27 protein-coding genes are annotated in these 25,052 nt (G+C 63.4%); 17 read left to right on the forward strand and 10 right to left on the reverse strand.

Going from position 1 to position 25,052, the window contains the following annotated elements:
• Positions 1 to 41: 41 nt before the first annotated feature.
• Complete coding sequence (locus BUA41_RS12840) at positions 42 to 1,526, reverse strand: RimK family ATP-grasp domain-containing protein (protein ID WP_072823490.1); 1,485 nt, start codon at positions 1,524 to 1,526, stop codon at positions 42 to 44.
• 162 nt (positions 1,527 to 1,688) lie between these two features.
• Between BUA41_RS12840 and BUA41_RS12845 the strand changes: the two genes are divergently transcribed.
• From BUA41_RS12845 to pepN, 4 genes are all read left to right on the forward strand, one after another.
• Positions 1,689 to 2,168, forward strand: coding sequence for a GNAT family N-acetyltransferase (locus BUA41_RS12845; RefSeq protein WP_245791919.1), 480 nt, complete (start codon positions 1,689 to 1,691; stop codon positions 2,166 to 2,168).
• A 72-nt stretch (positions 2,169 to 2,240) separates the two neighbouring features.
• Positions 2,241 to 2,726 carry a YajQ family cyclic di-GMP-binding protein gene (locus BUA41_RS12850; protein WP_072823494.1) on the forward strand — a complete coding sequence of 162 codons (486 nt, stop codon included), beginning with the start codon at positions 2,241 to 2,243 and terminating at the stop codon, positions 2,724 to 2,726.
• A 54-nt stretch (positions 2,727 to 2,780) separates the two neighbouring features.
• Positions 2,781 to 3,152 carry a YbaN family protein gene (locus BUA41_RS12855; protein WP_072823496.1) on the forward strand — a complete coding sequence of 124 codons (372 nt, stop codon included), beginning with the start codon at positions 2,781 to 2,783 and terminating at the stop codon, positions 3,150 to 3,152.
• A gap of 80 nt (positions 3,153 to 3,232) precedes the next feature.
• Positions 3,233 to 5,908: an aminopeptidase N gene (gene pepN, locus BUA41_RS12860; RefSeq protein ID WP_245791920.1), complete on the forward strand. Its 2,676-nt coding sequence runs from the start codon at positions 3,233 to 3,235 to the stop codon at positions 5,906 to 5,908.
• A gap of 89 nt (positions 5,909 to 5,997) precedes the next feature.
• Here the strand turns inward: pepN and BUA41_RS12865 are convergent, their stop codons facing one another.
• The 4 genes from BUA41_RS12865 to BUA41_RS12880 form a co-directional block, all read right to left on the reverse strand.
• Entirely contained in the window at positions 5,998 to 6,525 is a 528-nt protein-coding gene (locus BUA41_RS12865; RefSeq protein WP_072823500.1) for an invasion associated locus B family protein, read from the reverse strand.
• Positions 6,526 to 6,604: 79 nt separating this feature from the next.
• Entirely contained in the window at positions 6,605 to 6,898 is a 294-nt protein-coding gene (locus tag BUA41_RS12870) for a hypothetical protein (protein ID WP_072823502.1), read from the reverse strand.
• Positions 6,899 to 6,901: 3 nt separating this feature from the next.
• On the reverse strand, positions 6,902 to 7,777 hold the full coding sequence (gene nfo / locus BUA41_RS12875) for a deoxyribonuclease IV (RefSeq protein ID WP_072823504.1): 876 nt from the start codon (positions 7,775 to 7,777) through the stop codon (positions 6,902 to 6,904).
• A gap of 46 nt (positions 7,778 to 7,823) precedes the next feature.
• Positions 7,824 to 8,309 carry an Lrp/AsnC family transcriptional regulator gene (locus tag BUA41_RS12880; protein ID WP_072823506.1) on the reverse strand — a complete coding sequence of 162 codons (486 nt, stop codon included), beginning with the start codon at positions 8,307 to 8,309 and terminating at the stop codon, positions 7,824 to 7,826.
• 262 nt (positions 8,310 to 8,571) lie between these two features.
• Between BUA41_RS12880 and leuA the strand changes: the two genes are divergently transcribed.
• Positions 8,572 to 10,275 carry a 2-isopropylmalate synthase gene (gene leuA / locus BUA41_RS12885; protein WP_072823508.1) on the forward strand — a complete coding sequence of 568 codons (1,704 nt, stop codon included), beginning with the start codon at positions 8,572 to 8,574 and terminating at the stop codon, positions 10,273 to 10,275.
• 101 nt (positions 10,276 to 10,376) lie between these two features.
• Here leuA and BUA41_RS12890 read toward each other — a convergent pair whose 3' ends face one another.
• Both BUA41_RS12890 and BUA41_RS12895 read right to left on the reverse strand, forming a co-directional pair.
• Positions 10,377 to 10,844 carry a GFA family protein gene (locus tag BUA41_RS12890; RefSeq protein WP_072823510.1) on the reverse strand — a complete coding sequence of 156 codons (468 nt, stop codon included), beginning with the start codon at positions 10,842 to 10,844 and terminating at the stop codon, positions 10,377 to 10,379.
• A gap of 50 nt (positions 10,845 to 10,894) precedes the next feature.
• Positions 10,895 to 11,713 carry a formate/nitrite transporter family protein gene (locus BUA41_RS12895; protein ID WP_217652823.1) on the reverse strand — a complete coding sequence of 273 codons (819 nt, stop codon included), beginning with the start codon at positions 11,711 to 11,713 and terminating at the stop codon, positions 10,895 to 10,897.
• Positions 11,714 to 11,895: 182 nt separating this feature from the next.
• Here BUA41_RS12895 and BUA41_RS12900 point away from each other — a divergent pair, with 182 nt between their 5' ends.
• The 5 genes from BUA41_RS12900 to BUA41_RS12920 all read left to right on the forward strand — a co-directional run bounded on the left by BUA41_RS12900 (position 11,896) and on the right by BUA41_RS12920 (position 15,129).
• On the forward strand, positions 11,896 to 12,591 hold the full coding sequence (locus tag BUA41_RS12900) for an MgtC/SapB family protein (RefSeq protein ID WP_072823512.1): 696 nt from the start codon (positions 11,896 to 11,898) through the stop codon (positions 12,589 to 12,591).
• Positions 12,592 to 12,701: 110 nt separating this feature from the next.
• Positions 12,702 to 13,658, forward strand: a complete 957-nt coding sequence (gene yegS, locus BUA41_RS12905; RefSeq protein ID WP_072823514.1) for a lipid kinase YegS — start codon at positions 12,702 to 12,704, stop codon at positions 13,656 to 13,658.
• Between the two features lie 20 nt (positions 13,659 to 13,678).
• Positions 13,679 to 14,107, forward strand: a complete 429-nt coding sequence (locus BUA41_RS12910; protein WP_072823516.1) for a VOC family protein — start codon at positions 13,679 to 13,681, stop codon at positions 14,105 to 14,107.
• 10 nt (positions 14,108 to 14,117) lie between these two features.
• On the forward strand, positions 14,118 to 14,555 hold the full coding sequence (locus tag BUA41_RS12915; protein WP_072823518.1) for a nucleoside deaminase: 438 nt from the start codon (positions 14,118 to 14,120) through the stop codon (positions 14,553 to 14,555).
• Positions 14,556 to 14,655: 100 nt separating this feature from the next.
• Positions 14,656 to 15,129: a hypothetical protein gene (locus BUA41_RS12920; RefSeq protein WP_072823520.1), complete on the forward strand. Its 474-nt coding sequence runs from the start codon at positions 14,656 to 14,658 to the stop codon at positions 15,127 to 15,129.
• A gap of 102 nt (positions 15,130 to 15,231) precedes the next feature.
• On the opposite strand, the gene BUA41_RS12925 is transcribed toward BUA41_RS12920, so the two are convergent.
• Together BUA41_RS12925 and BUA41_RS12930 are read right to left on the reverse strand one after the other, a co-directional pair.
• Positions 15,232 to 15,435 (reverse strand): cold-shock protein, encoded by a 204-nt coding sequence (locus BUA41_RS12925; RefSeq protein WP_048308232.1) that lies wholly within the window; start codon positions 15,433 to 15,435, stop codon positions 15,232 to 15,234.
• A 341-nt stretch (positions 15,436 to 15,776) separates the two neighbouring features.
• A complete protein-coding gene (locus BUA41_RS12930) occupies positions 15,777 to 15,983 on the reverse strand; it encodes a cold-shock protein (protein WP_048308231.1) in 207 nt (68 codons plus the stop codon).
• Positions 15,984 to 16,343: 360 nt separating this feature from the next.
• Between BUA41_RS12930 and BUA41_RS12935 the strand changes: the two genes are divergently transcribed.
• The 3 genes from BUA41_RS12935 to BUA41_RS12945 all read left to right on the forward strand — a co-directional run bounded on the left by BUA41_RS12935 (position 16,344) and on the right by BUA41_RS12945 (position 18,059).
• On the forward strand, positions 16,344 to 16,727 hold the full coding sequence (locus BUA41_RS12935) for a TM2 domain-containing protein (protein ID WP_072823522.1): 384 nt from the start codon (positions 16,344 to 16,346) through the stop codon (positions 16,725 to 16,727).
• A 68-nt stretch (positions 16,728 to 16,795) separates the two neighbouring features.
• Positions 16,796 to 17,365, forward strand: a complete 570-nt coding sequence (locus BUA41_RS12940; protein ID WP_072823524.1) for an exopolysaccharide biosynthesis protein — start codon at positions 16,796 to 16,798, stop codon at positions 17,363 to 17,365.
• Positions 17,366 to 17,417: 52 nt separating this feature from the next.
• On the forward strand, positions 17,418 to 18,059 hold the full coding sequence (locus BUA41_RS12945; protein WP_072823526.1) for a LysE family translocator: 642 nt from the start codon (positions 17,418 to 17,420) through the stop codon (positions 18,057 to 18,059).
• Here BUA41_RS12945 and BUA41_RS12950 read toward each other — a convergent pair.
• On the reverse strand, positions 18,056 to 20,002 hold the full coding sequence (locus BUA41_RS12950; RefSeq protein ID WP_072823530.1) for a transglycosylase SLT domain-containing protein: 1,947 nt from the start codon (positions 20,000 to 20,002) through the stop codon (positions 18,056 to 18,058). The genes BUA41_RS12945 and BUA41_RS12950 overlap by 4 nt on opposite strands.
• A gap of 127 nt (positions 20,003 to 20,129) precedes the next feature.
• Between BUA41_RS12950 and BUA41_RS12955 the strand changes: the two genes are divergently transcribed.
• The 4 genes from BUA41_RS12955 to BUA41_RS12970 all read left to right on the forward strand — a co-directional run bounded on the left by BUA41_RS12955 (position 20,130) and on the right by BUA41_RS12970 (position 25,052).
• The gene (locus BUA41_RS12955; protein WP_072823532.1) at positions 20,130 to 20,474 is read left to right on the forward strand and encodes a YkvA family protein; all 345 of its coding nucleotides are present in this window, start codon (positions 20,130 to 20,132) and stop codon (positions 20,472 to 20,474) included.
• 113 nt (positions 20,475 to 20,587) lie between these two features.
• Positions 20,588 to 22,486 carry a molecular chaperone HtpG gene (gene htpG, locus BUA41_RS12960; RefSeq protein ID WP_072823534.1) on the forward strand — a complete coding sequence of 633 codons (1,899 nt, stop codon included), beginning with the start codon at positions 20,588 to 20,590 and terminating at the stop codon, positions 22,484 to 22,486.
• A gap of 126 nt (positions 22,487 to 22,612) precedes the next feature.
• A complete protein-coding gene (locus tag BUA41_RS12965) occupies positions 22,613 to 23,455 on the forward strand; it encodes a protein bax (protein WP_072823536.1) in 843 nt (280 codons plus the stop codon).
• A 109-nt stretch (positions 23,456 to 23,564) separates the two neighbouring features.
• The gene (locus BUA41_RS12970) at positions 23,565 to 25,052 is read left to right on the forward strand and encodes a protein adenylyltransferase SelO (RefSeq protein WP_072823538.1); all 1,488 of its coding nucleotides are present in this window, start codon (positions 23,565 to 23,567) and stop codon (positions 25,050 to 25,052) included.

Consider the following 25,052-nt stretch of genomic DNA (forward strand, 5'->3'; position numbering starts at 1 on the left):
GCCGAATGCCCAGGCTCAGCAAGACAGCTTCGGTAGCGCGGCTAACCTGCCTGGCGCCTCCGGGCCTCCATTCGCTCCAGGAAGACCTCCATGACCCTGGCATAGAGGGCGGGGCCCAGCACCGTATCTTCCACTCCGGCATCCAGATTGGGATTGTCGTTGATCTCGATGACCACCACCCGCTCGCCGATCTGCTTGATATCCACGCCGTAGAGCCCGTCGCCGATCAACCGGGTGGCCTTGAGTGCCGCCTTGACTACGGTCTTGGGTACCTCCCGGGGGTCGTGGGTGGTGAAGCCGCCGCTGCGGGTCCTGCCCCGGGAATGGTCGTAGATCTGCCAATGGCCGCGGGCCATGTAGTAGCGACTGGCGTAGAGGACCTTGCCGTCGAGCACGCCGATGCGCCAGTCGAATTCGGTCGGCAGCCACTCCTGCAGCAGCAGCAGGGCAGAGGAGTCGAACAGCCGCTCGGCCTCCTGACGCAGCTGATCCCCGGACTGGATCTTCACCACCCCTCGGGAAAAGGCGCCATCCGGGATCTTGAGCACCATGGGGAACTGCAAGCCGGCTGCCTTCTCGGGCAGACGCCCGAGATCGTCGCGATGCAATAGCAGGCCCTCCGGTGCCGGCACCCCCTTGGCGCCCAGCAGGGCGTGCAGGTAGACCTTGTTGGTGCAGCGCAGGATCGAGCGCGGATCGTCGATCACCACCAGGCCTTCATGTTCGGCACGACGGGCCATGCGGTAGGTATGGTGGTCGAGGGCCGTCGTCTCGCGAATGAACAGCGCGTCGAACTCGGCCAGCCGACTCTCGTCGCGCTTGGTGATGAGGGAGACGTCGATGCCGAGCTTGCGGCCGGCACGAATGAACTGCTTCAGCGCACTCTTGTTGCTGGGGGGCAGCGCCTCGCCGGGGTCGATCAGGATCGCCAGGTCGTAGCGGTAGCGGCGCCGCGCCTTGGGGGTGCGCCACACCCGACGTGAATGACGGTTCAGCGCCTGGGCGAACAGGTCCTGCTCCTCGCCGCTCAGCGAAGTCAGCGACAGGGGTTTGAGCCGGGCCAGGCGCCAAAGCCCCTGGCGACGCTGAAAGCGTGCCTCGAGCAGGGGGCAGGGCAGGCGATCGAACAGCCGGCGGGCCAGCTTGCCGAGCCCCGGTTGCAGGCACTCGCCGAACATCAGGCGCAAGTGAAAGGCATCGCCTGCCAGGGCGCCGCGGCGTGCCAGTTCGTCCATGAGCGGCGCCAGCGACTCGAGTTGCAGATCGACCAGCGCCTTGCGCGAGAGCTGGTTGAGGGTCTCGACCGAGGGCAGGACGCGCTGGCCTCGCGCCTGGGCCAGCAGCGACACGTAATAGCCGGTCTCGAGATAGTCGAGTCCGCTGCACAGGTTGATGACGTGAGTGGCGCTGTCCTGGGGGCCGTTGGCCTCCTGAGCCAGATACTCCCCGGCAGTGATCAGGTCGTCGCTGGGGAAATAGGGGCGCCAGTCGGAAAGGCGGTCGACGACGATGCGCAGTGGAGACATGGGGGGCAATATCCTGACCGAGGAAAGCCGCCGAGATGGCGGCTTGAACGGCGCTAGAATGCACCCGCGCCGGCGCCGGTTCAATATGACAGTGAACAGATGACAACGACCCCGGCAACCCCCACAATGCCGTCGTCAAACCTTCCGAGAGATAATCTCATCGTGTTGCCGCTACTGCGTCCGGCCCGTCCGGATGATCTCGAGGCAATCTGCCGGCTGGAGGTCGCCTGTTTCGAGTGGGACCGATTCAGCCGTCGCCAGTTGGCGCACCTGCTCAGCCGCGCTCATGCGTCCACCTGGGTCGTTATCGACGAGAACGGATCGGTGGCCGGCTACGGCACGGTGCTGTTTCGCCGCAATAGTCATAACGCCCGGCTCTACTCCTTCTGTGTTCACCCCTCGGCCCGGGGGAGCGGCCTGGGCCGAGGGCTGGCCGAACGGCTCGAACGGGACGCCCGCGAGCGGGGGATGCACAGGCTGACCCTCGAGGTGCGCGCCGACAACCGAGCAGCCATCGGGCTCTATCGCCGGCTGGGGTTTCTGCCCAGGCGCTGGATGGACGACTACTACAGCGATGGCTGCGCGGCCTGGCAGATGGATAAGTCGTTGGAGGCAAAAGCGGCTTTGGAAGTCTCCAGCTAGGCGGGTGGAGGGATGCGCGGCAAAACCGCTTACGCTAGCATTGATGGCCTATGAAACCTTGCGGAGTCTTTCATGCCTTCTTTCGATATCGTCTCGGAACTCGATAAACACGAAGTGACCAATGCGGTGGACCAGGCCAATCGCGAGCTTGCCACGCGTTTCGATTTTCGCGGCGTCACCGCGAGCTTCAGCGAGGAAGGCGATAGCGTGAACATGGAGGCCGATGCCGATTTCCAGTTGCGCCAGATGCTCGATATCCTCAAGGGGCGTCTGATCGCCCGAGGCATCGACGTGAGCTGCCTGGAAGTCAAGGAGGCCGAAACCGGTGGCGTTCGCGCGCGCCAGCAGGTCGTCCTGCGTCAGGGAATCGATCAGCCCCTGGCCAAGAAGATCGTCAAGACCCTCAAGGACGCCAAGCTCAAGGTGCAGGCGCAGATCCAGGGGGAGAAGGTGCGGGTCACCGGCAAGAAGCGCGACGACCTGCAGCAGGCCATGATGCTGCTGAAGAACGAGGAAGCCATCGACATGCCGCTGCAGTTCAACAATTTTCGCGATTAGGTGTTGTCTGACAGGTAGCGATAAAAGCGACTTCCTCGTCACCCGGAGGCTGCGATGTCGAAGCTACGACGCACGCTTTACACGAGCCTGGCCGGCGTCAGCTTCGCTCTGGGCATCGTCGGGGCGTTTCTGCCGCTGATGCCCACGACGGTTTTCATGTTGCTGGCGTTGTGGCTGGCCTCGAGGGGCTCGCCGCGCTTTGCCGGCTGGATCCGTCGACATCCCCGTTTCGGCCCGCCGATCCTGGCCTGGGAAGACGAGGGGGCCATTTCCCGTCAGGCCAAGTACCTGGCGTGTGCCATGCTGTTGCTGTCGATGCTCGTCATCTCGCTGACCCTCGATTCGCTGTTGCTGCGTACCCTGCTGATTCCCTTCCTTGCCCTGGTGGGGCTCTGGATCGTCACCCGGCCCGAGCCGCGCCCCTGACATCACCCGCCGCGTCTCTTTGAGGGGGCGGCCCCGGTGGCCGTACAATGGTCGCCATCTTACTCAGGAGTGTTCATTCGATGTCTACGACAAACATGTCACCGGCGACCTCGGAACCCCGGCCTACCTACCTCAGCGACTACCGCCCGCCTGCCTACCGGGCGACCCATACCGAACTCAAGTTCGACCTGGCGCCGTCGAGCACCCGGGTCACCGCATTGCTGCACCTCGAAAGGCACCCCGACAGTTCCGGGGAGCGCCCCCTGGTGCTGCATGGCGAGAAGCTCTCCTTGCAACGCATCGCCATCGATGGTCAGGAACTCCAGGAAGGCGAGTATCGGCTCGATGAGGAAACGCTGACCATCGAGCACGCGCCGGATCGCCTGCGCCTGGAAACCGAAGTGGATATCGACCCCGCCTCGAACACCGCGCTGCAAGGCCTCTATGTCTCCAATGGCATGTTCTGCACCCAGTGCGAGGCCGAGGGATTCCGGCGCATCACCTTCTACCCCGATCGCCCGGATGTCATGGCGACCTTTTCGACAACACTCATCGGTGACCAGCAGCAACTGCCGGTGCTGCTTTCCAATGGCAACCCGGTGGAGCGTGGCGAGCTGCCCAACGGCAAGCATTTCGTCACCTGGGAGGATCCGTTCCCCAAGCCCAGCTACCTGTTCGCCCTGGTGGCAGGGCAACTCGAGAAGGTCGAGGACCGTTTCACCACCATGAGCGGGCGTGAGGTATTGTTGGAGATCTGGGTCGAGCCTGCGAACATCGACAAGACCGAACATGCCATGCGCTCGCTCAAGGCGGCGATGAAATGGGACGAAGAGACCTATGGTCGGGAGTACGATCTCGATCGTTTCATGATCGTCGCCGTCGACGACTTCAACATGGGAGCGATGGAGAACAAGGGGCTCAACATCTTCAACAGCGCGGCGGTGCTCACCCATCCGCATACCGCCACGGACGCCGCTTTCCAGCGCGTCGAGGGGGTGGTGGCCCACGAATACTTCCACAACTGGTCGGGCAACCGGGTGACCTGCCGTGACTGGTTCCAGCTCTCCCTCAAGGAGGGCTTCACCGTATTCCGGGACCAGAGCTTCTCCGCGGACATGAATTCGGCGCCGGTCAAGCGCATCGAGGACGTCTCCTTCCTGCGCACCGCTCAGTTCGCCGAGGATGCCGGCCCGACCGCGCACCCGGTGCGTCCGGATCATTACATCGAGATCACCAACTTCTACACCCTGACCATCTACGAGAAGGGCGCGGAGATCGTGCGCATGCTGCGCCACCTGCTGGGTTGGGAAACCTTCCGCAAGGGGTCGGATCTCTACTTCGAACGTTTCGACGGTCAGGCGGTGACCATCGAGGATTTCGTCGGCTGCATGGCGGAAGTCTCGGGACACGATCTTGACCAGTTCATGCGCTGGTATTCCCAGGCCGGCACACCGGAAATCGACGCCATCGGCGAGTACGACTACGCCAAGGGCGAATACCGCCTGACCCTGCGTCAGCGCACCCCGGCCACCCCGGACCAGCCCGACAAGCAGTCGCTGCATATCCCTGTGCGCGTGGGCCTGGTGGGCACCAAGTCCGGCGAGGATCTGACGCTGACCCTGGAGAACCCGGAGGATCAGGAGAATCTGGACAAGGGTGGCGTGCTGCACCTGCGCGAGGAGGAGCAGACCTTCGTCTTCACGGGGCTCAACGAGGCGCCGATTCCCTCGCTGCTGCGCGGGTTTTCCGCCCCGGCCAGGCTGCGCTTTCCCTACGGGCGCGATGACCTGGCCTTTCTCCTGAAGCACGACAGCGATGGCTTCAATCGCTGGGATGCCGGCCAGCGCCTGGCCATGCTGGCGCTCGAGGACCTGATCGCCGCGCATCGCAACGGCGTGGAGAAGGTCATGGACCCGCGGGTCACTGAGGCCTTCCGCGGCCTGCTGACGACGCCGACGGACGACAAGGCGGTGCTTGCCGAAATGCTGACGCTGCCTTCCGAGGCCTACATCGCCGAGCAGCAGCCGGTGGTCGACGTGGACGCCATCCACGCCGCGCGCACCTTCGTCAAGCAGTCCCTGGCCGGTGCCCTGCGCGACGAGTTCCTGGCCCTCTATCAGGCCAATCGGTCCGACGCGGAATACGCGCCGGACGCCGAGCAGATCGCAGCTCGCAGCCTCAAGAACGTCGCCCTGTCGTACCTGATGAGCATCGAGGACGACGAGGGTATCGCCTTGGCCGGACAGCAGTTCGAGGCCGACCACAACATGACCGATGTGCGCGCGGCCTTGACGCTGCTGGTGCACAGTTCCCGGGGCGACATTGCCGACCCGGCCCTGCGTGCCTTCGGCGAGAAGTGGGCCCACGATCCTCTGGTCATGGATCAGTGGTTCAGCCTGCAGGTGACCCGCCCGCAATCCGATGCCCTGGACCGCGTCAAGTACCTGATGGCGCACCCGGCCTTCTCGCTCAAGAACCCCAATCGGGTACGCGCGCTGATCGGCGCCTTCGTCGGCCAGAACCGGGTCAACTTCCATCGGCTGGACGGTGCGGGCTACGAATTGCTGGCCGATGTGGTCATCGAACTCAACAAGCTCAATCCGGAGATCGCCGCACGCATCATCACGCCGCTGACTCGCTGGCAGCGCTTCGACGAGGAGCGTCAGGCCTTGATGAAGGCGCAGCTCGAGCGCATTCGTGCCGAGGATCTGTCGCCCAACGTCTACGAAGTGGTGGAGAAGGCACTGGCGGCCTGACGGGTCCACCGACGTGACAGGCTAGCAAGGAAACGGGCCGCTCGAATGAGCGGCCCGTTTCGTTCGCAGGGGTGATCGCCAGGAGAGGTTCAGCGTGCGATGCGATTGTCCGCGGCGGTAAAGCCCTGCAGCGACACGGGGAGATCGAGGCGCTCGCCCCGCGGCCCCATGATGCTCAAGGTGGCCCTGCTGCCACTGCGCATCTGCTGGCGCAGGGAGTCGGTGACCGGTATGTCGGCGCGGCAGCCCTGCTGCTGGCAGACCTGGTAAGGGAAGTTGATCGGCTCGCCGTTGTCGACGGCCAGCTGCAGCCCCGGGGCCAGGCGTGTACCGAGCGGCAGGATGAAGGCCATCGCCGCGGTGTCCATCTCCGAGGGGTAGGCCATGATCACTCGCATGATCGGGCTATCGCCGTTGGGATTGTCGACCAGTTGGGTCATCGTGCAGTCCCCCGGGGCACCGCCCCCCTGGGGGCAACGGACTTCCCAATCCTGGAAGGTTTCGACCTCGACATTGGCATCGGCTGGGGGCTGTTGCTGGGCGAAGACCTGGGGAGCGAACAGGCCGCCAAGCAGCAGCGTGAAAAGCCCAAGCGATAGTTTGAAACGAGAAAACATAAATGAGTCGTCCCTGGTTGTTGTCCACCCTGCCTACTCTACGCGACCAGACCTGTTTCGTCATGGTCGAGGCGTGGCGTCAGGCCATCAGCCAGCTCAACAGGAAGAGCCCCGCCAGCGTCCAGATCACCCCGCCGATGATGGCACGCTGCAGGAAGCTGCGGATGCCCTTGACGAGCAGCAACAGGCCAATGATCAAGACGATCATGTTGAACAGCGAGGTATTGACGCCCAGGGAGCCGGACAGGCCCTCGATGAATTCGTAGACGGCGACGCCGATACCGGCGAAGAAACTCGACAACAGATCGACGAGGGCACGAAGCGCCTCACCGATGCTTTCGCCGAGCCAGTTGAAGAAGCCTTCCGTTTGCATGGGTCATTCCTGATGAGCCGACGCCGCGGCGTCGCCGGGATGTTGTTGCGCGCGCAGCCAGCTGATTTCCTCCGGCCAGAGGGCAGGCTCGATGGTTTCCAGGATCAGCGGGATGCCGTCGAGTCGCGGATCGCGCATGAGCGCGGTGAAGGCCTCGAGCCCGATGTTGCCTTGCCCCAGGCTGTGATGACGATCGACGCGACTGGCGAAGGCGCTCTTGGCGTCGTTCAGATGCATGCCGCGCAGATAAGCCATGCCGACCACGTCATCGAACTCGTCGAGCATGGCGCGACACGCCTCGGGGCTGCGTAACTCGTAACCCGCGGCGAAGGCATGGCAGGTGTCGATGCACACCCCGACCCGAGTCTTGTCGTCGACCTGCTCGATGATCTCGGCCAGGTGCTCGAAGCGATGGCCCAGGTTGGTGCCCTGGCCGGCGGTGTTCTCGATCACCGCCGTGACGCCCCGGGTCCGGGACAGCACCTCGTTGATCGACTCGGCGATGCGCTTCAAGCATTCGCTCTCGGAGATCTTGCGCAGATGGCTCCCCGGGTGGAAGTTGAGCAGCGTCAAGCCGAGTCGTTCGCAGCGCTGGAATTCATCGAGGAAGGCCGCCCGGGACTTCTTCAGGCCCTCGGGGTCGGGGTGGCCGAGGTTGATCAGGTAACTGTCGTGGGGCAGGATCTGCTGCGGGCCGAAGCCGTGGTGCGCGCAGGCTTCCTGAAAGGCGTTGATGGCCTCCTCGGTCAACGGCTTGCCCGTCCACTGGCGCTGGTTCTTGGTGAACAGGGCGAAGGCAGTGGCGCCGATCTCGTGTGCGCGGATCACGGCCTGATCGACGCCGCCGGCGGCACTGACATGGGCTCCGATATATTTCATGGGGACTCGTGACTGATGGGTACCGGTGTATGGTAAAGCATTTGACTCAAGCCGTCGGGGTCGGGGGGTTGTCGATGACCCGACGCAGCACGAAGCTCGAGTGCACGCCGCTGACCCCCTCGATACGGGTGATGCGATTGAGCAGCAGGTTCTGGTAATCGTCCATGTCGCGGACCACAACCTTGAGCTGATAGTCGGCTTCCTGACCGGTGATCAGCAGGCATTCCAGGACCTGAGGCAGGCTGCTGATCTCCTTCTCGAAGTTGGCGAAGCGCTCCGGCGTGTGGCGATCCATGGAGATGTGCAGCAGGGCCATCAGGCTGTAGCCCAGGCGCTTGCTGTCCACCAGCGCCCGGTAGCCGGTGATCAGGCCGTTCTCTTCCAGCGCCCGGACCCGGCGCAGACAGGGCGAGGGGGAGAGGCCGATGCGCTCGGCGAGCTCCTGGTTGCTGATGCGGCCATCACGCTGCAGGACATCGAGAATGTGTCGGTCGTAGCGATCCAGCGCAGCAGAAGTGTCTTTTGTCGGCAAAAGAGGAAATCCTGTATCGGAAAAATGCTCTATCAGGATACTTTATGCCAATAATTAGCAAATTTTCATCTCATTTCGCAATCCTCTACTCGCCCGAGTGACGTAGGCTAGATACCATCGTTATCGCGATGACCCCGTTGCTTCAGGGCGGCTCCACGAGAGGCGTCACCGAAGCTCGACTCACGAGGTCGAATTCACAGGTTCATTCATTCGCCGGCCCAGGCTGAAACCCGGCATCGACAACCGGCAAGGACACGACCCCATGACTTCTGCACCCACTTCCTTCGATCATCGCAAGTACGCACCGGCCGAGCCGGTTCCGCTCACCGATCGCCAGTGGCCTTCGCGTACCCTGACGCAGGCACCCTACTGGGCCAGCGTGGACCTGCGCGACGGCAACCAGGCGCTGCTCGAACCGATGAGCGTGGAGCAGAAGAAGCGACTGTGGGCCTTGCTGGTCAAGATCGGGCTCAAGGAAATCGAGGTCGGGTTTCCCGCCGCCAGCCAACACGACTACGACTTCGTGCGCTGGTTGATCGAGGAAGACCAGATCCCCGAAGGCGTCAACATCCAGGTGCTGGTGCAGGCTCGTGAGCACCTGATCGAAAAGACCTTCGCCGCCCTGGAAGGGGCCGAGCGCGCCATCGTCCATGTCTACAACTCGACCTCCAAGGTGCAGCGCGAGCGAGTCTTCGAACAGGAGCGCGAGGGCATCATCGCCATTGCCGAGCAGGGCGCTCGCTGGGTTCAGGAGCATGCCGCACGCTATCCCGGCACCCAGTGGACCTTTCAATATTCCCCGGAAAGCTTCACCAGCACCGAGCTGGATTTCGCCGTGGAGATCTGTCAGGCGGTCATGACGGTGTGGCAACCCACCCCCGAGAAACCGTGCATCCTCAACCTGCCGGCGACCGTCGAGGTGGGGCCGGTCAACCACTTCGCCGACCAGATCGAGTACTTCATCACCCACCTCGAGAACCGCGAGAGCGCAATCATCTCGTTGCACACCCACAACGATCGCGGTGGCGCCGTGGCGGCGGCGGAACTGGGCCTGCTGGCCGGGGCCGACCGTGTCGAGGGCACGCTCCTGGGCAACGGCGAGCGCACCGGCAACATGGATATCGTCACCCTGGCAATGAACCTCTACAGCCAGGGCATCGACCCGGGGCTCGATCTCTCCAATCCCGACGAGATTCTCAACGTGTGCACCGAGTGCACGGGGCTGTCGGTACACCCGCGCCATCCCTGGGTCGGCGAACTGGTCTATACCGCCTTTTCGGGAAGCCACCAGGACGCCATTCGCAAGTGCCTGCAGAAACAGCGCGACGACGAGGCCTGGCAGGTGGCCTACCTGCCCATCGACCCCAAGGACCTGGGCCGCGACTACCAGGCGGTGATCCGAGTCAACAGCCAGTCGGGCAAGGGGGGCATGGCCTTCCTGCTCGAGCGCGACTTCGGCATCAGCCTGCCACGCTGGATGACCCTGGAACTGGCCCCCGTCGTGCAGGCGGCCAGCGAGAAGGTCACCGGGGAGCTTTCCAGCCAGGCGATCCACGATCTGCTGCTGGGGACCTTCATGCGCGATGCACCCTTGACCTTGAAGGGCTATCGCCTCGATCGCGAAGGGGCCGAACGACTGACGGCAACCCTCAAGCAAGGGGACGAAACCCTCGCGCTCGAGGGGCAGGGCAACGGGGCGATCTCCGCCTTCATGGATGCCTGGCAGCGTCACACGGGCGACAGCGTCAACGTGGTCGATTACGGCGAGCATGCGCTGGGAGAGGGTAGCGACGCCGTGGCGATCGCCTTCGTGCAGTTGAACGTCAATGGCGTGAGGGTCAGCGGCATGGCCGAGGATGGCGACACCGTCAGTGCGTCCCTCAAGGCGGTGCTCTCGGCGATCAACCGCAGCAACGCGGCTCAGGGCGCACTGGATGCCGGCCAGATCCAGGCGGCCCATGCCTGACGTCGGCTGATTCACGGCGAAGTGCCTGTACGGAAAACGATCGGCCGCCTCTCCGGGCGGCCGATCTCATGAGAGACTCACGAGAGAAAAGCTTGCTTCGATCACAATCCCAGGCGTTGGTGCCACTCCCTCAGGGATTCATCCGGGTAACCTTCGAAGCAGCGATCCTGCTGGGCAGGATGGAATATCACCCAGTCGGGCTTGGAGTTCAGTAAGAGGTGGGTGCGTTCCGGCGGTACCGGCAACGGCGTATCGATGGCGCCGGCGTGCGGGTGCATCAGTTCCGGCCACTCCGGAGACCAGAGCCACAGGGCGGTACCGCACTCGCAACAGAAGCGCCGTTCTGCGCTGCTGCGGCTGCCATCCTCCAGGATGGCGCGATAGATCCGGATGAACTCCTCGCCGTGAACCTCGAGCGTGTCGGCACGTGCGCCGAGGTTGATGGCGAAGCCGCCGGTGCCGGCGGTCTTGCGACAGATGCTGCAGTAGCAGAGATTGAAGGGGTAGGGGGCGTCGGCCTCCACGCTGAAGCGAACGGCACCACAGTGACAGCTACCGTCGAGATGCATGGTGTTTTCCTCCTCGCGTCATGGCGCCAGGCCCGGATTCGCTCGGTGCGTCACTTGTCGCTGCGAATCTGGGCGTGGCTGATCAGGGCAAAGATGAAGGTGCCGCCCACGACGTTGCCGAGCAGGGTGGGCAGCGCGAAGCTCATGAGATAATCGCCCAAACTGGCCTTGCCGTCGAAGACCAGGTACAGCACTTCCGTGGAGCCCACGACGATATGGGTGAATCCACCCAGGCCGATCAGGTAGGTGATGATCAGGATGACCCAGATCTTGGCATGGCCGGCGGCGGGGATCAGCCACACCATCGTCGCGATCATCCAGCCGGCGATCACGCCCTTGGCGAACATCTGTCCGGGGTCGTTGCTCATCACTTTCTCGCCCAGGGCGATGAAGACCCCATGGGTCTGGGCATCGAAGAGCGGCATGGACAGTATGACGTAGGCAGAGATCGCCACGCCGATCAGGTTGCCGATGAGCACGACGCTCCATAAGCGTAGCAAGTAGAGAAGCTTGAAGAGCCTCGGTTCGCTCATCAGCGGGAGCACCGCGGTGACGGTGTTTTCGGTGAACAGTTGCTGGCGGGCAAAGATGATCACCATGAAGCCGATGGTGTAACCGAACGAGGAGATCAGCAGACCGGTGTCGTTGTCAGGCAGGTGGGCCTTGAGCAGACCGATGGCCAGCATCGAAAAGCTCATCGACATGCCTGCGGCAATGGCCGACCACAACAGTGCCGGAGCGGTACGCCTCAGTTCCTGCTCGCCCTGGGCACGAATCGTTTCGTGGACGGCGGCAGCCTGGGTATTCTGGCGCTTGCCATTCGCTTTGCCACCTTGCGGGCGCGGGATGCTTTCGTCGGTTGCTGACAAGTTGCGTCTTCCTTGGTAGTGGATCCTTGGTAGAGAAGCCAGGGGCGACGACTGTGAGTGATAGCCCCGATGGGTGCAAGCCCTGGCGGCGCGAAAGCCGTGTTGAATGGGACAAACGAACAAGCCGATTCCAGCACTATACTTTAGAAAAAATTGGTTAATCGGTTTCAGGGAGGAAGGCCATGGCCGACGATACGCTGACGATCGTGTTCAACCTGGGGGCCGCCTGGCTGGCGGGCAGCTTGATCGGCCTCGAACGCAGCTACCACGGGCGCCCAGCGGGGTTTCGCACTCATGCGCTGGTGTGCGTGGCCTCGGCGATGCTGATGCTGATTTCCACGCATCAGGGGCAGTGGCTGGGCGACAGCCTGTCCCAGTCGACGATCCGCACCGACCCCACGCGCATGGCCCAGGGCATCATGACCGGCATCGGTTTCCTGGGCGCCGGGGTCATCTTCAAGGAAGGCCTCACGGTCCATGGGCTTACCACGGCGGCCTCGATCTGGATCACCTCGGCCCTGGGCATCCTCTTCGGCATCGGCTTCCTCTACCCTGCCGTACTGGTGACCATCGGGACACTGGTGACGCTTTCGACCTTCCGCTGGGTGGAAAACCACCTGCCCAGCGAATTCTTCGCCGACAACATGCTCTGCTATCCCATCGAGTCGGTCGACAGCGAAAGCGAGGTGCGTGCGATGATTGCCCGTCATCGGTGCGCCATCAAGTCGATGAGCTACAGCCTCGACGAGCGCGGTACCGTCTATCGTTACCATATGGTATTACAAACCCACGACAAGCAGAATCTGGTACAACTGGCGGCTCACCTGCGTGATTCCGACACCATCCAGGAGTATCGCCTGGCCCCGGCGACCACCTGAGCCGGCATGCTTGGGTCAAGACCGCGGGTATGGGGATGGTGCTGCGAATCGCTTGCACCGGTCGATCGTCAGGGACAGAAACACACAGAATACAAACAAGGGACGCATGAATGGCCGACTCAATGGCGAGGACGACGCGCTTGATTCTCAATGGCAAGTCATCGCAGATTCCGGAAGTGCGCGACGCGGTGGAAGCGTTGCGTCGTGAAGGCCACGAGTTGCAGGTACGCGTCACCTGGGAGGCGGGGGACAGTGTGCGCTTCGTTCATGGAGCCAGTCGGGACGGGATCGGCCGCGTGATCGCCGGGGGCGGTGACGGCAGCGTCAACGAGATCGTCAATGGGCTGATGCAGCTTGACGAGGCAAGACGACCCTCCCTGGGGGTTCTGCCCCTGGGGAGCGCCAACGACTTCGCCCACGGGCTGGGTCTGCCCATGGAGCCGCTGCCGGCCTTGCGCGGCGCCTTGAGTGCGTCTTCACGAGCCGTGGACGTCGGCCATCTGGGTGACGACTACTTCATCAACATGGCCTCGGGGGGATTCGGTGCCGAGGTGACCACCTCGACACCGCGAGCGCTCAAGCGCGTACTTGGCGGGGGCGCCTATGCCCTGATGGGAATGTTCAAGGTCTGGCATTATCGACCCTATAGCGGGCGTGTGCGCTGGAGTGATGGCAATGGCGAGGGCGAAATCGAGTCGCCGCTGTTCCTGCTGGCGATCGGCAACGGCTCCCAGGCAGGGGGCGGGCAGGAACTGGCCCCGGATGCCAAGGTGGACGATGGCCTCTTCGATGTATTGATCGTGCGCCACTTCTCCTCGATGAGCGAGATGCGCCAGTTGATGGCCGAGCTGGAACGGATTCCGGAGAACGGGGATTTCGTCCACACGGTCAGGACGTCTCGGGTATCGTTCCGCGCCGACGGTGCATTCCCGCTCAACCTCGACGGTGAGCCACGCTATCTGCGCGAGTTCGAGGCAACACTCATGCCGCGCGCCATTCGCCTGCTGGTGCCCGCAAGCAGCCCACTTCTGTCATCAACCTCGTCGGCCCGGGCCGAAATGGCTTGAGCCCACGACAAGGAGGCATCATGCCCAATCCCTTTCATCTGGCCGTACAGGTTCGCGATATCGAGGAAGCTCGAGGCTTCTACGGCAAGCTGCTGGGCTGTGCCGAGGGGCGTTCTAGTGACTCCTGGGTCGACTTCGACCTGTATGGCCATCAGTTCGTGTGTCACCTGAACCCCGACCTGGGCAGCGCCAGCGACAACCTCCACCGTAATGCGGTGGACGGGCATGGCGTGCCCGTGCCGCATTTCGGCGTGGTGCTGGACATGCCGGCCTGGGAAGCCCTGGTCGATCGCCTGACCCGGGCGGGGGTGCGTTTCGAGATAGAACCCTACATCCGGTTTCGCGGCGAGCCGGGGGAGCAGGCCACCATGTTCTTCCTCGACCCCTCGGGCAATGCCCTGGAGTTCAAGGCGTTTCGTGATATCGAGGGGCAACTGTTCGCGACGTGAAGGAGGCAGCATGGACGAATTCATGCAGGCGGCCATCGACGAGGCTCGACAAGGGCTGGCGGAGGGCGGCGTGCCGATCGGCTCGGTGCTGGTGCATGACGGGCGTATCATCGGCCGAGGGCACAATCAGCGCCAGCAACGCGGCAGCGTGGTGCTGCACGGCGAGATGGATGCCCTCGAGAACGCCGGCCGGCGACCCGCCTCGGTGTATCGGGAGTCGGTGCTCTACACCACGCTGTCGCCGTGCCCGATGTGCAGCGGCGCGATCGTTCTGTATGGCATACCTCGCGTAGTGATCGGCGAGAATCGTACCTTCCAGGGCGCCGAAGCCTATCTTCGCGCTCAGGGTGTCGCTGTCGAGGTGGTCGACAGCAACGCGTGTCGCGACCTGATGACGACCTTCATCGGGCGTCATCCCGAGGTATGGAATGAAGACATCGGCGTCTAGGGTGGCCGGCACATTCGCTGCTCTTGCGCATGCCGGCGGGGTTTGCTGCAATGGCGCCTGCATCGAATGAAGGGTTCATTCGTGTCACAAGGAGAGGATCATGGCCAGAGTGCCTTGGATGTTACCCGCGGCGGTTCTGATGCTGACGCTAGGCCTGACGGCTTGTGACGGTGGCGAAGAAGCGTCGTCCACGGAATCGAGCAGCAATGATGTCGCCAATGAGCCGGCGCAAACGTCTCAGGATCAAGCGCCTGTGGAGCCGGCCTCCGAGCCCGCCGACGCCAGCCAGGCTCAGAGCGGTTCTTCCCCTTCTGGCGACGAGGCCACGACGTCGAGTGGAACCGAAGCCGGTCAGGCCCAATCGGGCGATTCTTCCGGGGAAGACGCGGCCGAGGCCGCCGCGAGCGACTCCTGGGAGAATACGGAAGATGATGTCAACGAGGCGTTGAAGGAGACCGAGCGGCGCTTCGAGGAAGCCGAAAAGGAACTGGAAGAACAGTTCAAGGCTGCCGAGGAAGAGGATGTGAAGCAGAATCAGGAACTGGACACGCCGATAGAGGGGGAGTCGCAGTAATCCTGCTGGCCGGCAGCAGGCATTAAAAAGGCCCACCGAAGTGGGCCTTTTGCCGAAACCGAACGTTGTCGCGGTCGGTCTCAGAACAACATCTCACCCGGCTTACTCGGGCTTGATGTTGGCAGCCTGAAGGCCTTTCTTGCCCTGGGTGACGTCGAAGGAGACCTTCTGACCGTCTTGCAGGGACTTGAAGCCGTCAGCTTGAATTTCGGAGAAGTGAGCGAAGAGGTCATCACCGCCGTCGTCCGGAGAGATGAAGCCAAAGCCCTTGGTGTCGTTGAACCACTTGACAGTGCCAGTTGCCATTGTCGATTTCCTTGCTGCTAACTAAATGATGTTGATGCGGCTTCGAGAAGCGGTGTGCTTCTGCCCGCCGACAGTGCGAGGCTCATATGCCAGAGAAAACGCGCACGAGGATTATCGAGGGGAATCGATTACAACTGACGTTATTCTGCCTACAAACCAACGTGTGAGAGAGTGCGCCTTTCGTCGGTATGCGTCAAGAACTATTTGTCATCATACCTGGCAGTATGGCTTATGGCAGCCAGAGCGGCGGCTAAAAAAGGCTCGCCGTGGCGAGCCCTCTTCCAGAAGCAGGGAGGCGACGCCGTCGCCTCTGCCTCCCGGCATCAAGACATCGGGAAGGATCAGTTCACGACCTTGATGTTGGCGGCCTGAAGGCCTTTCTTGCCCTGGGTGACGTCGAAGGAGACCTTCTGGCCGTCCTGCAGGGTCTTGAAGCCGTCAGCCTGGATTTCGGAGAAGTGCGCGAAGAGGTCATCGCCGCCGTCGTCCGGAGAGATGAAGCCGTAGCCCTTGGTATCGTTGAACCACTTGACAGTGCCAGTTGCCATTTGCTGATTTCCTTACTAACTAATGATGGTGCTGGGCGCCTGGAGAACCTTGATGGCCCTCACGCCCGTATTACGTGGACCAGCCAGGAAAATGTACACTGGCGTCTGTCGTGGTATCGACTCAACCGACGGCATTTGCCGACTGGTCAACGCGACGAGGCCGCGTCCTGTAGCCGTGTGGCAGTCGACTGCGATTACAGCTGTTTCAGGTTACGATGCTCGCACAAGCACCATAGATCGAAAAACCGGGTACGTCCAGAACGTCGGCCAAGCATCTTCGGCTGCTGCCGAACACTTCGCGCAATCGCTTGTTGGAAGGGAGGGAGCGTGACTCAATTGACAGCCAGCAACACGCACAGCATGTGGGTCGGCTATCTTCTATGGATAGTCGGTTTCACCGGCTCGCATCGCTTCTATTACGGCAAACCGGTCACCGGCACGATCTGGTTCTTCACCCTGGGGCTGCTGGGGATCGGCTGGCTGATCGATCTGTTCCTGATCCCGGGCATGGATCGCCAGGCCGACCTGCGGTTTCGGGCTGGGCCGACCAACTATACCTTGGCCTGGATCCTGCTGACCTTTCTCGGCGTCTTCGGGGTCCACCGCATGTACATGGGCAAATGGATCACCGGGATTCTCTACCTGCTCACCGGGGGGTTGCTCTTTCTCGGAGTGCTCTATGATTTCTGGACATTGAACGATCAAATCTCGTTGAAGCATGCCAGGCGCGGCATCTTCAGCTAGTTCCCCCACGGGGAGCGGCGTCAACGAACCAGTCTCTGCCCCTGCCGGGGCTTTCCAGGGAGGGAGCCATGACGGAGCGCATTACCTTGACACGCCTGCTCGAGCAGCTCGACGAGTCGGGCACCGGCGAGATGCTTCGTTTGCAGGATATCGTCGACAACTTCGATTCCCGAGGGTTCGGACCACTGCTGGTGTTGCCGGCATTGATCGTGTTGCTGCCCACCGGGGCCATACCGACCATACCGACCCTGTGTGGCCTGTTCATCGCCACCCTGGCGGGACAGCTGGCCCTGGGCAAGACGTCGCCCTGGCTACCGCGACGCCTCGGCCGGCGTGGCATCAGCCATGACAGGTTCCATCGTGCCGTGACACGCCTCAAGCCCTGGACCGAGCGTTTCGACAAGTTGCTCAAGCCGCGACTGCAGGCATTTGCCAACCCTCTCTCTCGTCGGTTGATCGCCGCCCTGGCGGTGATGCTGGCACTGTCCATGATTCCGCTGGAACTGCTGCCTTTCGCGGCAGCCTTGCCCGCCCTGGCCATCGCGCTCATGGGGCTTGGGCTAGCCGCCGAGGACGGCCTGGTCATGCTGATCGGCCTGGCCGTGGTGATCGGTGGCGGGGTGTTCCTGCTGTGGTGACCGGCGTCGTGATCCTCGATCCGTTGACACCGCTCTGCCGATGGGGGCTGGCATGCTGATCGACGCGCAGTTCTGGCCCTTCGTGATGGCCATCACCCTGCTGAGCATGACACCGGGGGTCGATACCTTGCTGGTGATTCGCAACACGCTGCGGGGGGGAGTCCGCGACGGCGTGCTCACCAGCCTGGCCATCTGCTGCGGATTGTTCGTGCACGCCAGCGTTTCCGCGCTGGGCATTTCGTTGATCCTGCTGCAATCCGCCTGGGCCTTCGGCATGCTCAAGCTGGCGGGGGCGGCCTACCTGGTATGGCTGGGGGCGCAGAGCCTGCTCAGCGCCCGGCGCGGGACACCGCTGCCGGTGGCCGGAATCGCCACGGCGCGACGCCAGGTTCCCGTCTGGCTGCCGTTGCGAGAGGGGTTCCTGTCGAACGTGCTCAACCCCAAGACGGTGGTGTTCTACATGGCCTTTCTACCGCAGTTCATCGCGCCGGATGATCCGGCGCTGCTCAAGTCCCTGTGGCTTGCCGGGGTGCACTTCGTGATTGCCAATGCCTGGCAGATCGGCATCGTGCTGATGGTGGGCCGCGCCGGCCATTGGCTGGCCAAGGGCTGGGTGTCGCGCGGCCTCGAAGGCATCACCGGCACGGTGCTGATCGGCTTCGGCATCAAGCTCGCCCTGCAGCAGCGGCCTTAATTGCGGGCCAATAGCGAGGCATCGTAGTCGACCTGACATTCGTCGGGAGTCAGCATGGCGATGCCACGGGTATCCCCGCCCTGGGCCAGGCTCTGGAAGATGACCTGGTAGGCCAGCACCGCCTGCACGTAGTCACGGGTCTCGCGGAACGGAATGCTCTCGACGAACAGGTCGAACTCCTCGGGAGCTTCGCGCAGCCAGCGATCGACACGCCCGGGCCCCGCATTGTAGGCGGCAGTGGCCGCCAGGCGATTGCCGTTGTAGCGCTTGAGCATGTCGCGAATGTAGGTGCTGCCCAGGCGGATATTGGTCTCGGGATCGAACAGCTCGTCCAGGCTGGGCCTGCCGATGCCCAGCTGGCGACTGACCTGGGCGGCGGTGCCGGGCATCAGTTGCATCAGACCGCGAGCGCCGACCGGGGAAACCGCTTCGTTGTTGAAGGCGCTCTCGCGCCGGGCGATCCCCATCAGCAGGAAAGGATCGACGTCGACCGTCTCGCCCCAGCGCAGGAAGCTGTCGCGGTAGGCGCCGGGAAAACGCCAGTCCAGGGCGTCCCATTGCTCGGCGGCGATGGTGGTCTGCACCAGGGTGGCATAACGGCCATGGCTCAGGGCGTAATCCGCCAGTGCCCTGGCCTCCTCCTCGCTGGCCCGGGAGACTGCGCCGTACCACTCGCTGCGTGCCAGGCCGGGTTCGTCGATGCGCTGCAACGCCTCGGCGCGCTTCACGGCAGGCCAGTTGGCGACCTGGCGACGAAAGGCGTCGTTGAAGGTGGCGCGCTCGAGATTGAGTGCATAGGGCTGGCCCAGCCGGTCGGCGGCGGCAAAGCCGAAGAAGTTGCGCTGCTCGGCGGCGGCGGCATAGGCCTTGTTCGCCGTCTCGGGATCGCCTAGCTTGGCCAGGGCGCGGCCCAGCCAGTATTGCCAGCGGGCCTCCTGGCGCGTCTCGTCGGGCATCGCATGAACCCAGTGGATGACGCCCTTCCAGTCACGTTCTGCCAGGGCGCGTCGCACCCGCAGTTCCAAAAGATCGCCATCGGCGAGGCGCGGCAATGCCTCGTCGACCCAGCCCTCGTTGTTGTTGACCTCGCGGGCCATGGAGTAATAGGCCAGGTCGTGTTCGATCCGGTGGCGCTGCGTTTCGTCGATCGGCAGGTGCGGGCCGACCTTGCGCCAGGCTTCCAGTGCCGCTTCGGTATCGGCTCGGGTGAAGTTGTGCATCGCCGCCGTGAACAAGTCGCCACCGCTGGCCCCATTGGGGCCGACAGACACGGGCACCCGGGTGATGGCGGCATAGTCCTTCCTCAAGCGCTCGAAGGTCGCTTGTGCATCGCTCCAGCTTCCCGGGAGCTGGCGTGCCAGATAGCGCACCAGCCCCTCCTCGCCGTTCTGCCAGGCCAGCATCTGGCGTTGCCAGATGGCCTGGCCGTCGATGACGCCGCGCTCGCGAAGAGCGTCGAACAGGTCGTCGCAGGCAGCGGGTTGGGAGCGCCCGGTCAGCCAGAGGTCGAGACCGCCCTCGGCCGCCGCCTGGGGTTCGCGATCGAGCAGGGCGGTGTAGTAGTGGCATCGGCGAACGCTGCCGCGGGGTTCACCGTCGCTGACGGCAAGCAGCGCCTCGTGACGGCCGATGTCGCCGTAGCTCACCTGGGCGACACCGCGTAGCCAGCCGCTCAGCGGCGAGTCGGCGTAGCGTTGCAGGTAGTCGTTGACGACCGCCGGGTCGAGATGAGGCAGTCGATCGCGCAGTCGGTGGTATTCGACATAGCCGGCCAGCACGTGGTCCTCGATGGCGGCTTGGTCGATCTTGTGCCATTCCCGGTTTCGTGCGGCTTCCAGGGCCTGGCGCATGCGGTGATCGGCGTTGTCGTCGGCGACGACCGGCAGGCTCAGCAACAGGGCGGTCATCAGTGCCAGTCCGCGCTTCAGTGTTTTGATTTTCATCGCTGGTCGTTCCTCATGCTTGCCCCAAGTATGCAGTGTGCTCCATTTTTAGTGGTAGTGCCCGCTCGCATGGTGGTCGTCAGGCGATGGCGATTTCGATTCTACGCGCCCGAAACGGAGAAAAGGAATGTCCCTGTTGAAGCATTGGAATATTTTTTCGCGTCTCAAGAATCGTGCGGGGGCGTTGTCTCGAATGGGGCGAGCGCTGCGCCTGTTCGTGCCCATGTGCGCCGATGTGGTGAGCGGCCGCTATCGCCCGGTGCCCTGGTCGGCGTTTGGCTGGATGACGCTGGCCTTCGTCTATCTGGTATCGCCCCTGGATCTGATTCCCGAGGCGCTGTTGCTGATCGGTGTCGTGGATGACGTGGTCATCGTCGGCTGGCTGCTGACCAAGGTCGATCGCGCCCTCGACGGCTATCGCCGCTGGAAGGGCATCGACATCACCCAGGAACCCCCCTCTCGCGAGTCCTGAGGCGCAAGCCGTGCCGGTCATGCACTGCTGGAAAGCGATGCTTGAAAAGTGCCGGATGGGCCCCATATCGGTGACGAAAACGTCCAACCAACACCATGAGGGGCCTTTGCCACATGACTACCGCCACCCATGAAGAGACGCTTGGTTTCCAGACCGAAGTCAAGCAGTTGCTGCACCTGATGATCCACTCCCTGTATTCCAACAGGGAGATATTCCTGCGCGAGATGATCTCCAACGCCGCCGATGCCTGCGACAAGCTTCGCTACGAGGCGCTGGACAACGATGCGCTCTACGGGGACGACAGCGACCTGCGCATCGAGATCGAGCACGACACCGACGCAGGCACGGTCACCGTGCGCGACAACGGCATCGGCATGAGCCGTGACGAGGTGATCAGGAATCTCGGCACCATCGCCAAGAGCGGCACCGCCGAATTCCTCAAGCAGCTTTCCGGCGAGCAGCAGAAGGATGCCAAGCTGATAGGCCAGTTCGGGGTGGGGTTCTATTCCGGCTTCATCGTCGCCGACGAGGTCACGGTGCGCACCCGGCGTGCCGATGCCGATGAGGGCGTGGAATGGCGCTCCAGGGGCGAAGGCGAGTTCACCATCGCCGATGTCGACAAGCCCGGACGCGGCACCGAGATCGTCCTGCACCTGAAGCAGGATGCCAAGGAGTTCGCCGACGATTTCCGTCTGAAGAATCTGGTGCGCAAGTACTCGGACCATATCGAGGTGCCGGTGCGCATGCCCCGGGTCGAGACCGACAAGGACGACGAGGGCAAGCCGATCGAGGGCACCGAGAAGACCGTCTGGGAAACGGTCAACGAGGCCACCGCGCTGTGGGTGCGTCCCAAGTCGGAGATCAGCGACGACGAGTACAAGGCGTTCTACAAGCACGTCGCCCACGATTTCAGCGATCCGCTGACCTGGAGCCACAACAAGGTCGAGGGCAAGCTCGAATACACCAGCCTGCTCTATGTCCCGGGGCGCGCACCGTTCGACCTCTACGAGCGTGACGGTGCCCGGGGCGTGCGTCTCTATGTGCAGCGCGTGTTCATCCTGGAGGACGCCGAGCAGTTCCTGCCGCTCTACCTGCGCTTCGTCAAGGGCGTGGTCGACTCCAAGGATCTGTCGCTCAACGTCTCCCGGGAACTGCTGCAGCAGGACCCGCAGGTCGACAAGATGAAGTCGGCGCTGACCAAGCGTGCCCTGGACATGCTCAAGAAGCTGGCCAAGGACAAGGAGACGTACCAGAGCTTCTGGAACAGCTTCGGCAGCGTGCTCAAGGAGGGCCCGGCGGAGGATTACGCCAATCGCGAACGGATCAGCGAACTGCTGCGCTTTTCCACCACCCACACCGAAAGCGCCACCCAGGACCAGTCCCTGGCGGATTACGTGGGGCGCATGAAGGAGGGCCAGCAGAAGATCTACTATATCGTTGCCGATGGCTTCAATGCCGCCAAGCACAGCCCGCATCTGGAGATCTTCCGCAAGAAGGGCATCGAGGTGCTGCTGCTGCACGATCGCATCGACGAGTGGCTGATGAGCCATCTCACCGAATACGACGGCAAGGCCTTCGCCGATGTCGCCAAGGGTGATCTGGATCTGGGCGATATCGAAGGCGAGGAGGAGAAGCAGGCCCAGGAAGAGACCGCCAAGGCCAAGGAGGAACTGGTCAAGCGGGTCAAGGAGGCGCTGGGCGACGAGGTTCAGGAGGTACGCGTGACCCATCGCCTGACCGACTCGCCCGCCTGCGTGGTGCTCTCCGAGCACGAGATGGGCTTTCAGATGCGGCGCATCATGGAGGCCGCCGGCCAGCCGCTGCCCGAGGTCAAGCCGATCCTCGAGCTCAATCCCGAGCATGCGCTGGTCACGCGCCTGGAGGCTGCCGACGAGGGCAGTTTCGGCGACCTGGCCCATATCCTGCTCGATCAGGCGATCATCGCCGAAGGTGGCCATCTCGATGATCCGGCCGCCTACGTCAAGCGGCTCAACGCCCTGCTCACCGCCTGAAGACAAGAGGAGGCAAGCGTTCGACTGGCCGGCCCTGGTGGGGTCGGCCAGTTTTTTGGAGACAAATAATTCGCCGTTTGTGAACGAGATTGGGTAAGATTGCCTCTTTGTGTCCGGAGGCCCGCCATGCATCGATGTCGTCCACTTCATCGGCGATCCAGAGCCGCGTCGATCCTGGCATTGACGGTGTGTCTCGGGATCGCCGCCTTTCCCATGGCGGCTCCTGCCGAACCGGCATCGGAAGCGTCCTCACAACCGCTGCAGGAGATCGCGCTCTACGAGCAGACCCAGCGGGTGATCGACGAGGTAGACCCGCTTTCCCGGCTTCCCGACCTGCGCAAGTACCCTGCGGGCCCCAAGCGCAAGCAGGCGTTCCTGGAGTTGCTGGTACCCATCGTCGAGATCGAGAATCGGCGCATCGCCGCCCAGCGCCAGTGGCTGCTGGCCCTGCAGTCTCGAAAGGGCGGGCTCTCTCGCCAGGAAGCCACACAACTGACGGCACTCTGCGAAGAGTATGCCCTGGAGTGCAGTGGCCAGAAGGTTCCCGCCCAGTTGCTGGCCCGAGTCAACACGGTGCCGCTGCCGCTCGTGGTCGTGCAGGCCGTGGAAGAGTCGGGGTGGGGCACCTCGCGCTTCGCGCGTCAGGGCAACAACCTGTTCGGCCTGCGCTGCTTCGGCAGCGAGTGTGGCCTGGCCCAGCGCGGCAGCGGTCGCCGCTACCAGGTCTTCGATAGCGTCCGGGAGTCGGTACGGGTCTACCTGCGCAATCTCAACACCCACGATGCCTACCGGCAGTTACGCGAACAGCGCGCTCGTCAGGCTCGACAAGGCCGCAAGGTCACGGCGGAGAAGCTGATCGCGACCCTGGACAACTACGCGGTGCGCGACGACTACCAGGACGTGCTGCTTTCGCTGTTGCGCAGCAACGATGGGTTGATCGAGCAGCATCGTAGCGACGATACGGTATGACAGTCCGGCTTCAATGACGCTCCTGCTTGCAGGGGCGTCGCTGTTTTACCCGAGGGGGTTGCGGGGCTAGAGTGGAGGCATGCTCACTTCACCCTGTTTCAGGACCACCATGACCCTGGATTCCCTGCATTTCGACAACGCCTGGTTGCGCCTGCCCGAGGCGTTCTATTCCCGCGTCGAGCCAACCGCCTGGCGCAACACCCGCGTACTGGATGTCAGCCCCCTGGGGGCCGCCCAGCTCGATCTGGACCCTGAAGCGATCGAGCCCGGACGTCTCGCGGCCTTGATGGCGGGTGCCGAGCTGCTGCCTGGCATGACGCCCATCGCCCAGAAGTATACCGGGCACCAGTTCGGCAGCTACAACCCGGCGCTGGGCGACGGTCGCGGCCTGTTGCTGGGCGAGGCGATGACCTCCCGGGGGCCGATGGATCTCCACCTCAAGGGCGCCGGCCAGACTCCCTACTCCCGGTTCGGCGATGGCCGGGCCGTGCTGCGTTCGTCGATCCGCGAATATCTTGCCGGCGAGGCGCTGGCCGGGCTGGGCATACCCACCACCACGGCACTTGCGGTGGCGGTCAACGACGAGCGGGTGATGCGCGAGCGCGTCGAGCCGGGGGCGACCCTGCTGCGGCTGGCCCCGAGTCACGCCCGTTTCGGACACGTCGAATGGCTCTATCAGCGCCGCAAGGTCGATGACATGCAGACCCTGCTCTGGCACCTGATCCATCGTCATCGGCCCGAGCTTGCCGACGCCGAGGCGCCCTTCGAGGCCTTTTTCGCCGATGTGGTGGAACGCACCGCCAGCCTGGTCGCCGCCTGGCAGGCCTACGGTTTCGTGCATGCCGTGATGAACACCGACAACATGTCGCTGCTCGGCCTGACCCTGGATTACGGTCCCTATGCCTTCATGGAGCGCTACAAGCCGGACTGGACGCCCAACCATACGGACGCCGGGGGACGCTACGCCTTCGACCAGCAGCCCGGGGTCGGGCTATGGAACCTCACCGTGCTGGCCCAATCCCTGACGCCAGTGATCGATGTCGAACGCTTGCGTGGCATGCTCGACGAGTACGAGCCTGCCCTGCAGCACAGTTATGCACAGCTCATGCGGGCGCGGCTGGGGCTCACGCTTCCCGTGGAGAGCGACGACACCTCCCGGGGCGATGGGGCGCTGATCGCGGGTTGGCTCAAGCTCCTCGAGCAGCACGATGTGGATTTCCACTCTGCCTTTCGAGAGCTGGGCGCCTACCGCGGAGGGGACGAGTCGCGCCGGTTCCTGGCCCATGCCCTGGAAATCGCGCCGGACAACGAGTCCCTCGTCGCCTGGCTGGCTGACTACGATCGGCGTCTGGAGCAGGAGTCGCGCAGTGGCGAGGCCCGTGAACTTGCCATGAACGCGGTCAATCCCTGCTACGTGCTGCGCACGCATCTGGCCCAGTGGGTCATCGATGCCGCCGAGGCCGGTGACAGCGGCCCGCTGCGCCAATGCCGCGAGCGCCTCGCGGCCCCCTTCACGCGTCGGCGCGACGACGACAGGCAGTGGTTTACGCCTCCCGGGGTCGATGCGCCGCCGGTGTGCCTTTCCTGCTCGTCGTGA

Source organism: Modicisalibacter ilicicola DSM 19980, assembly GCF_900128925.1.
Classification (GTDB): domain Bacteria; phylum Pseudomonadota; class Gammaproteobacteria; order Pseudomonadales; family Halomonadaceae; genus Modicisalibacter; species Modicisalibacter ilicicola.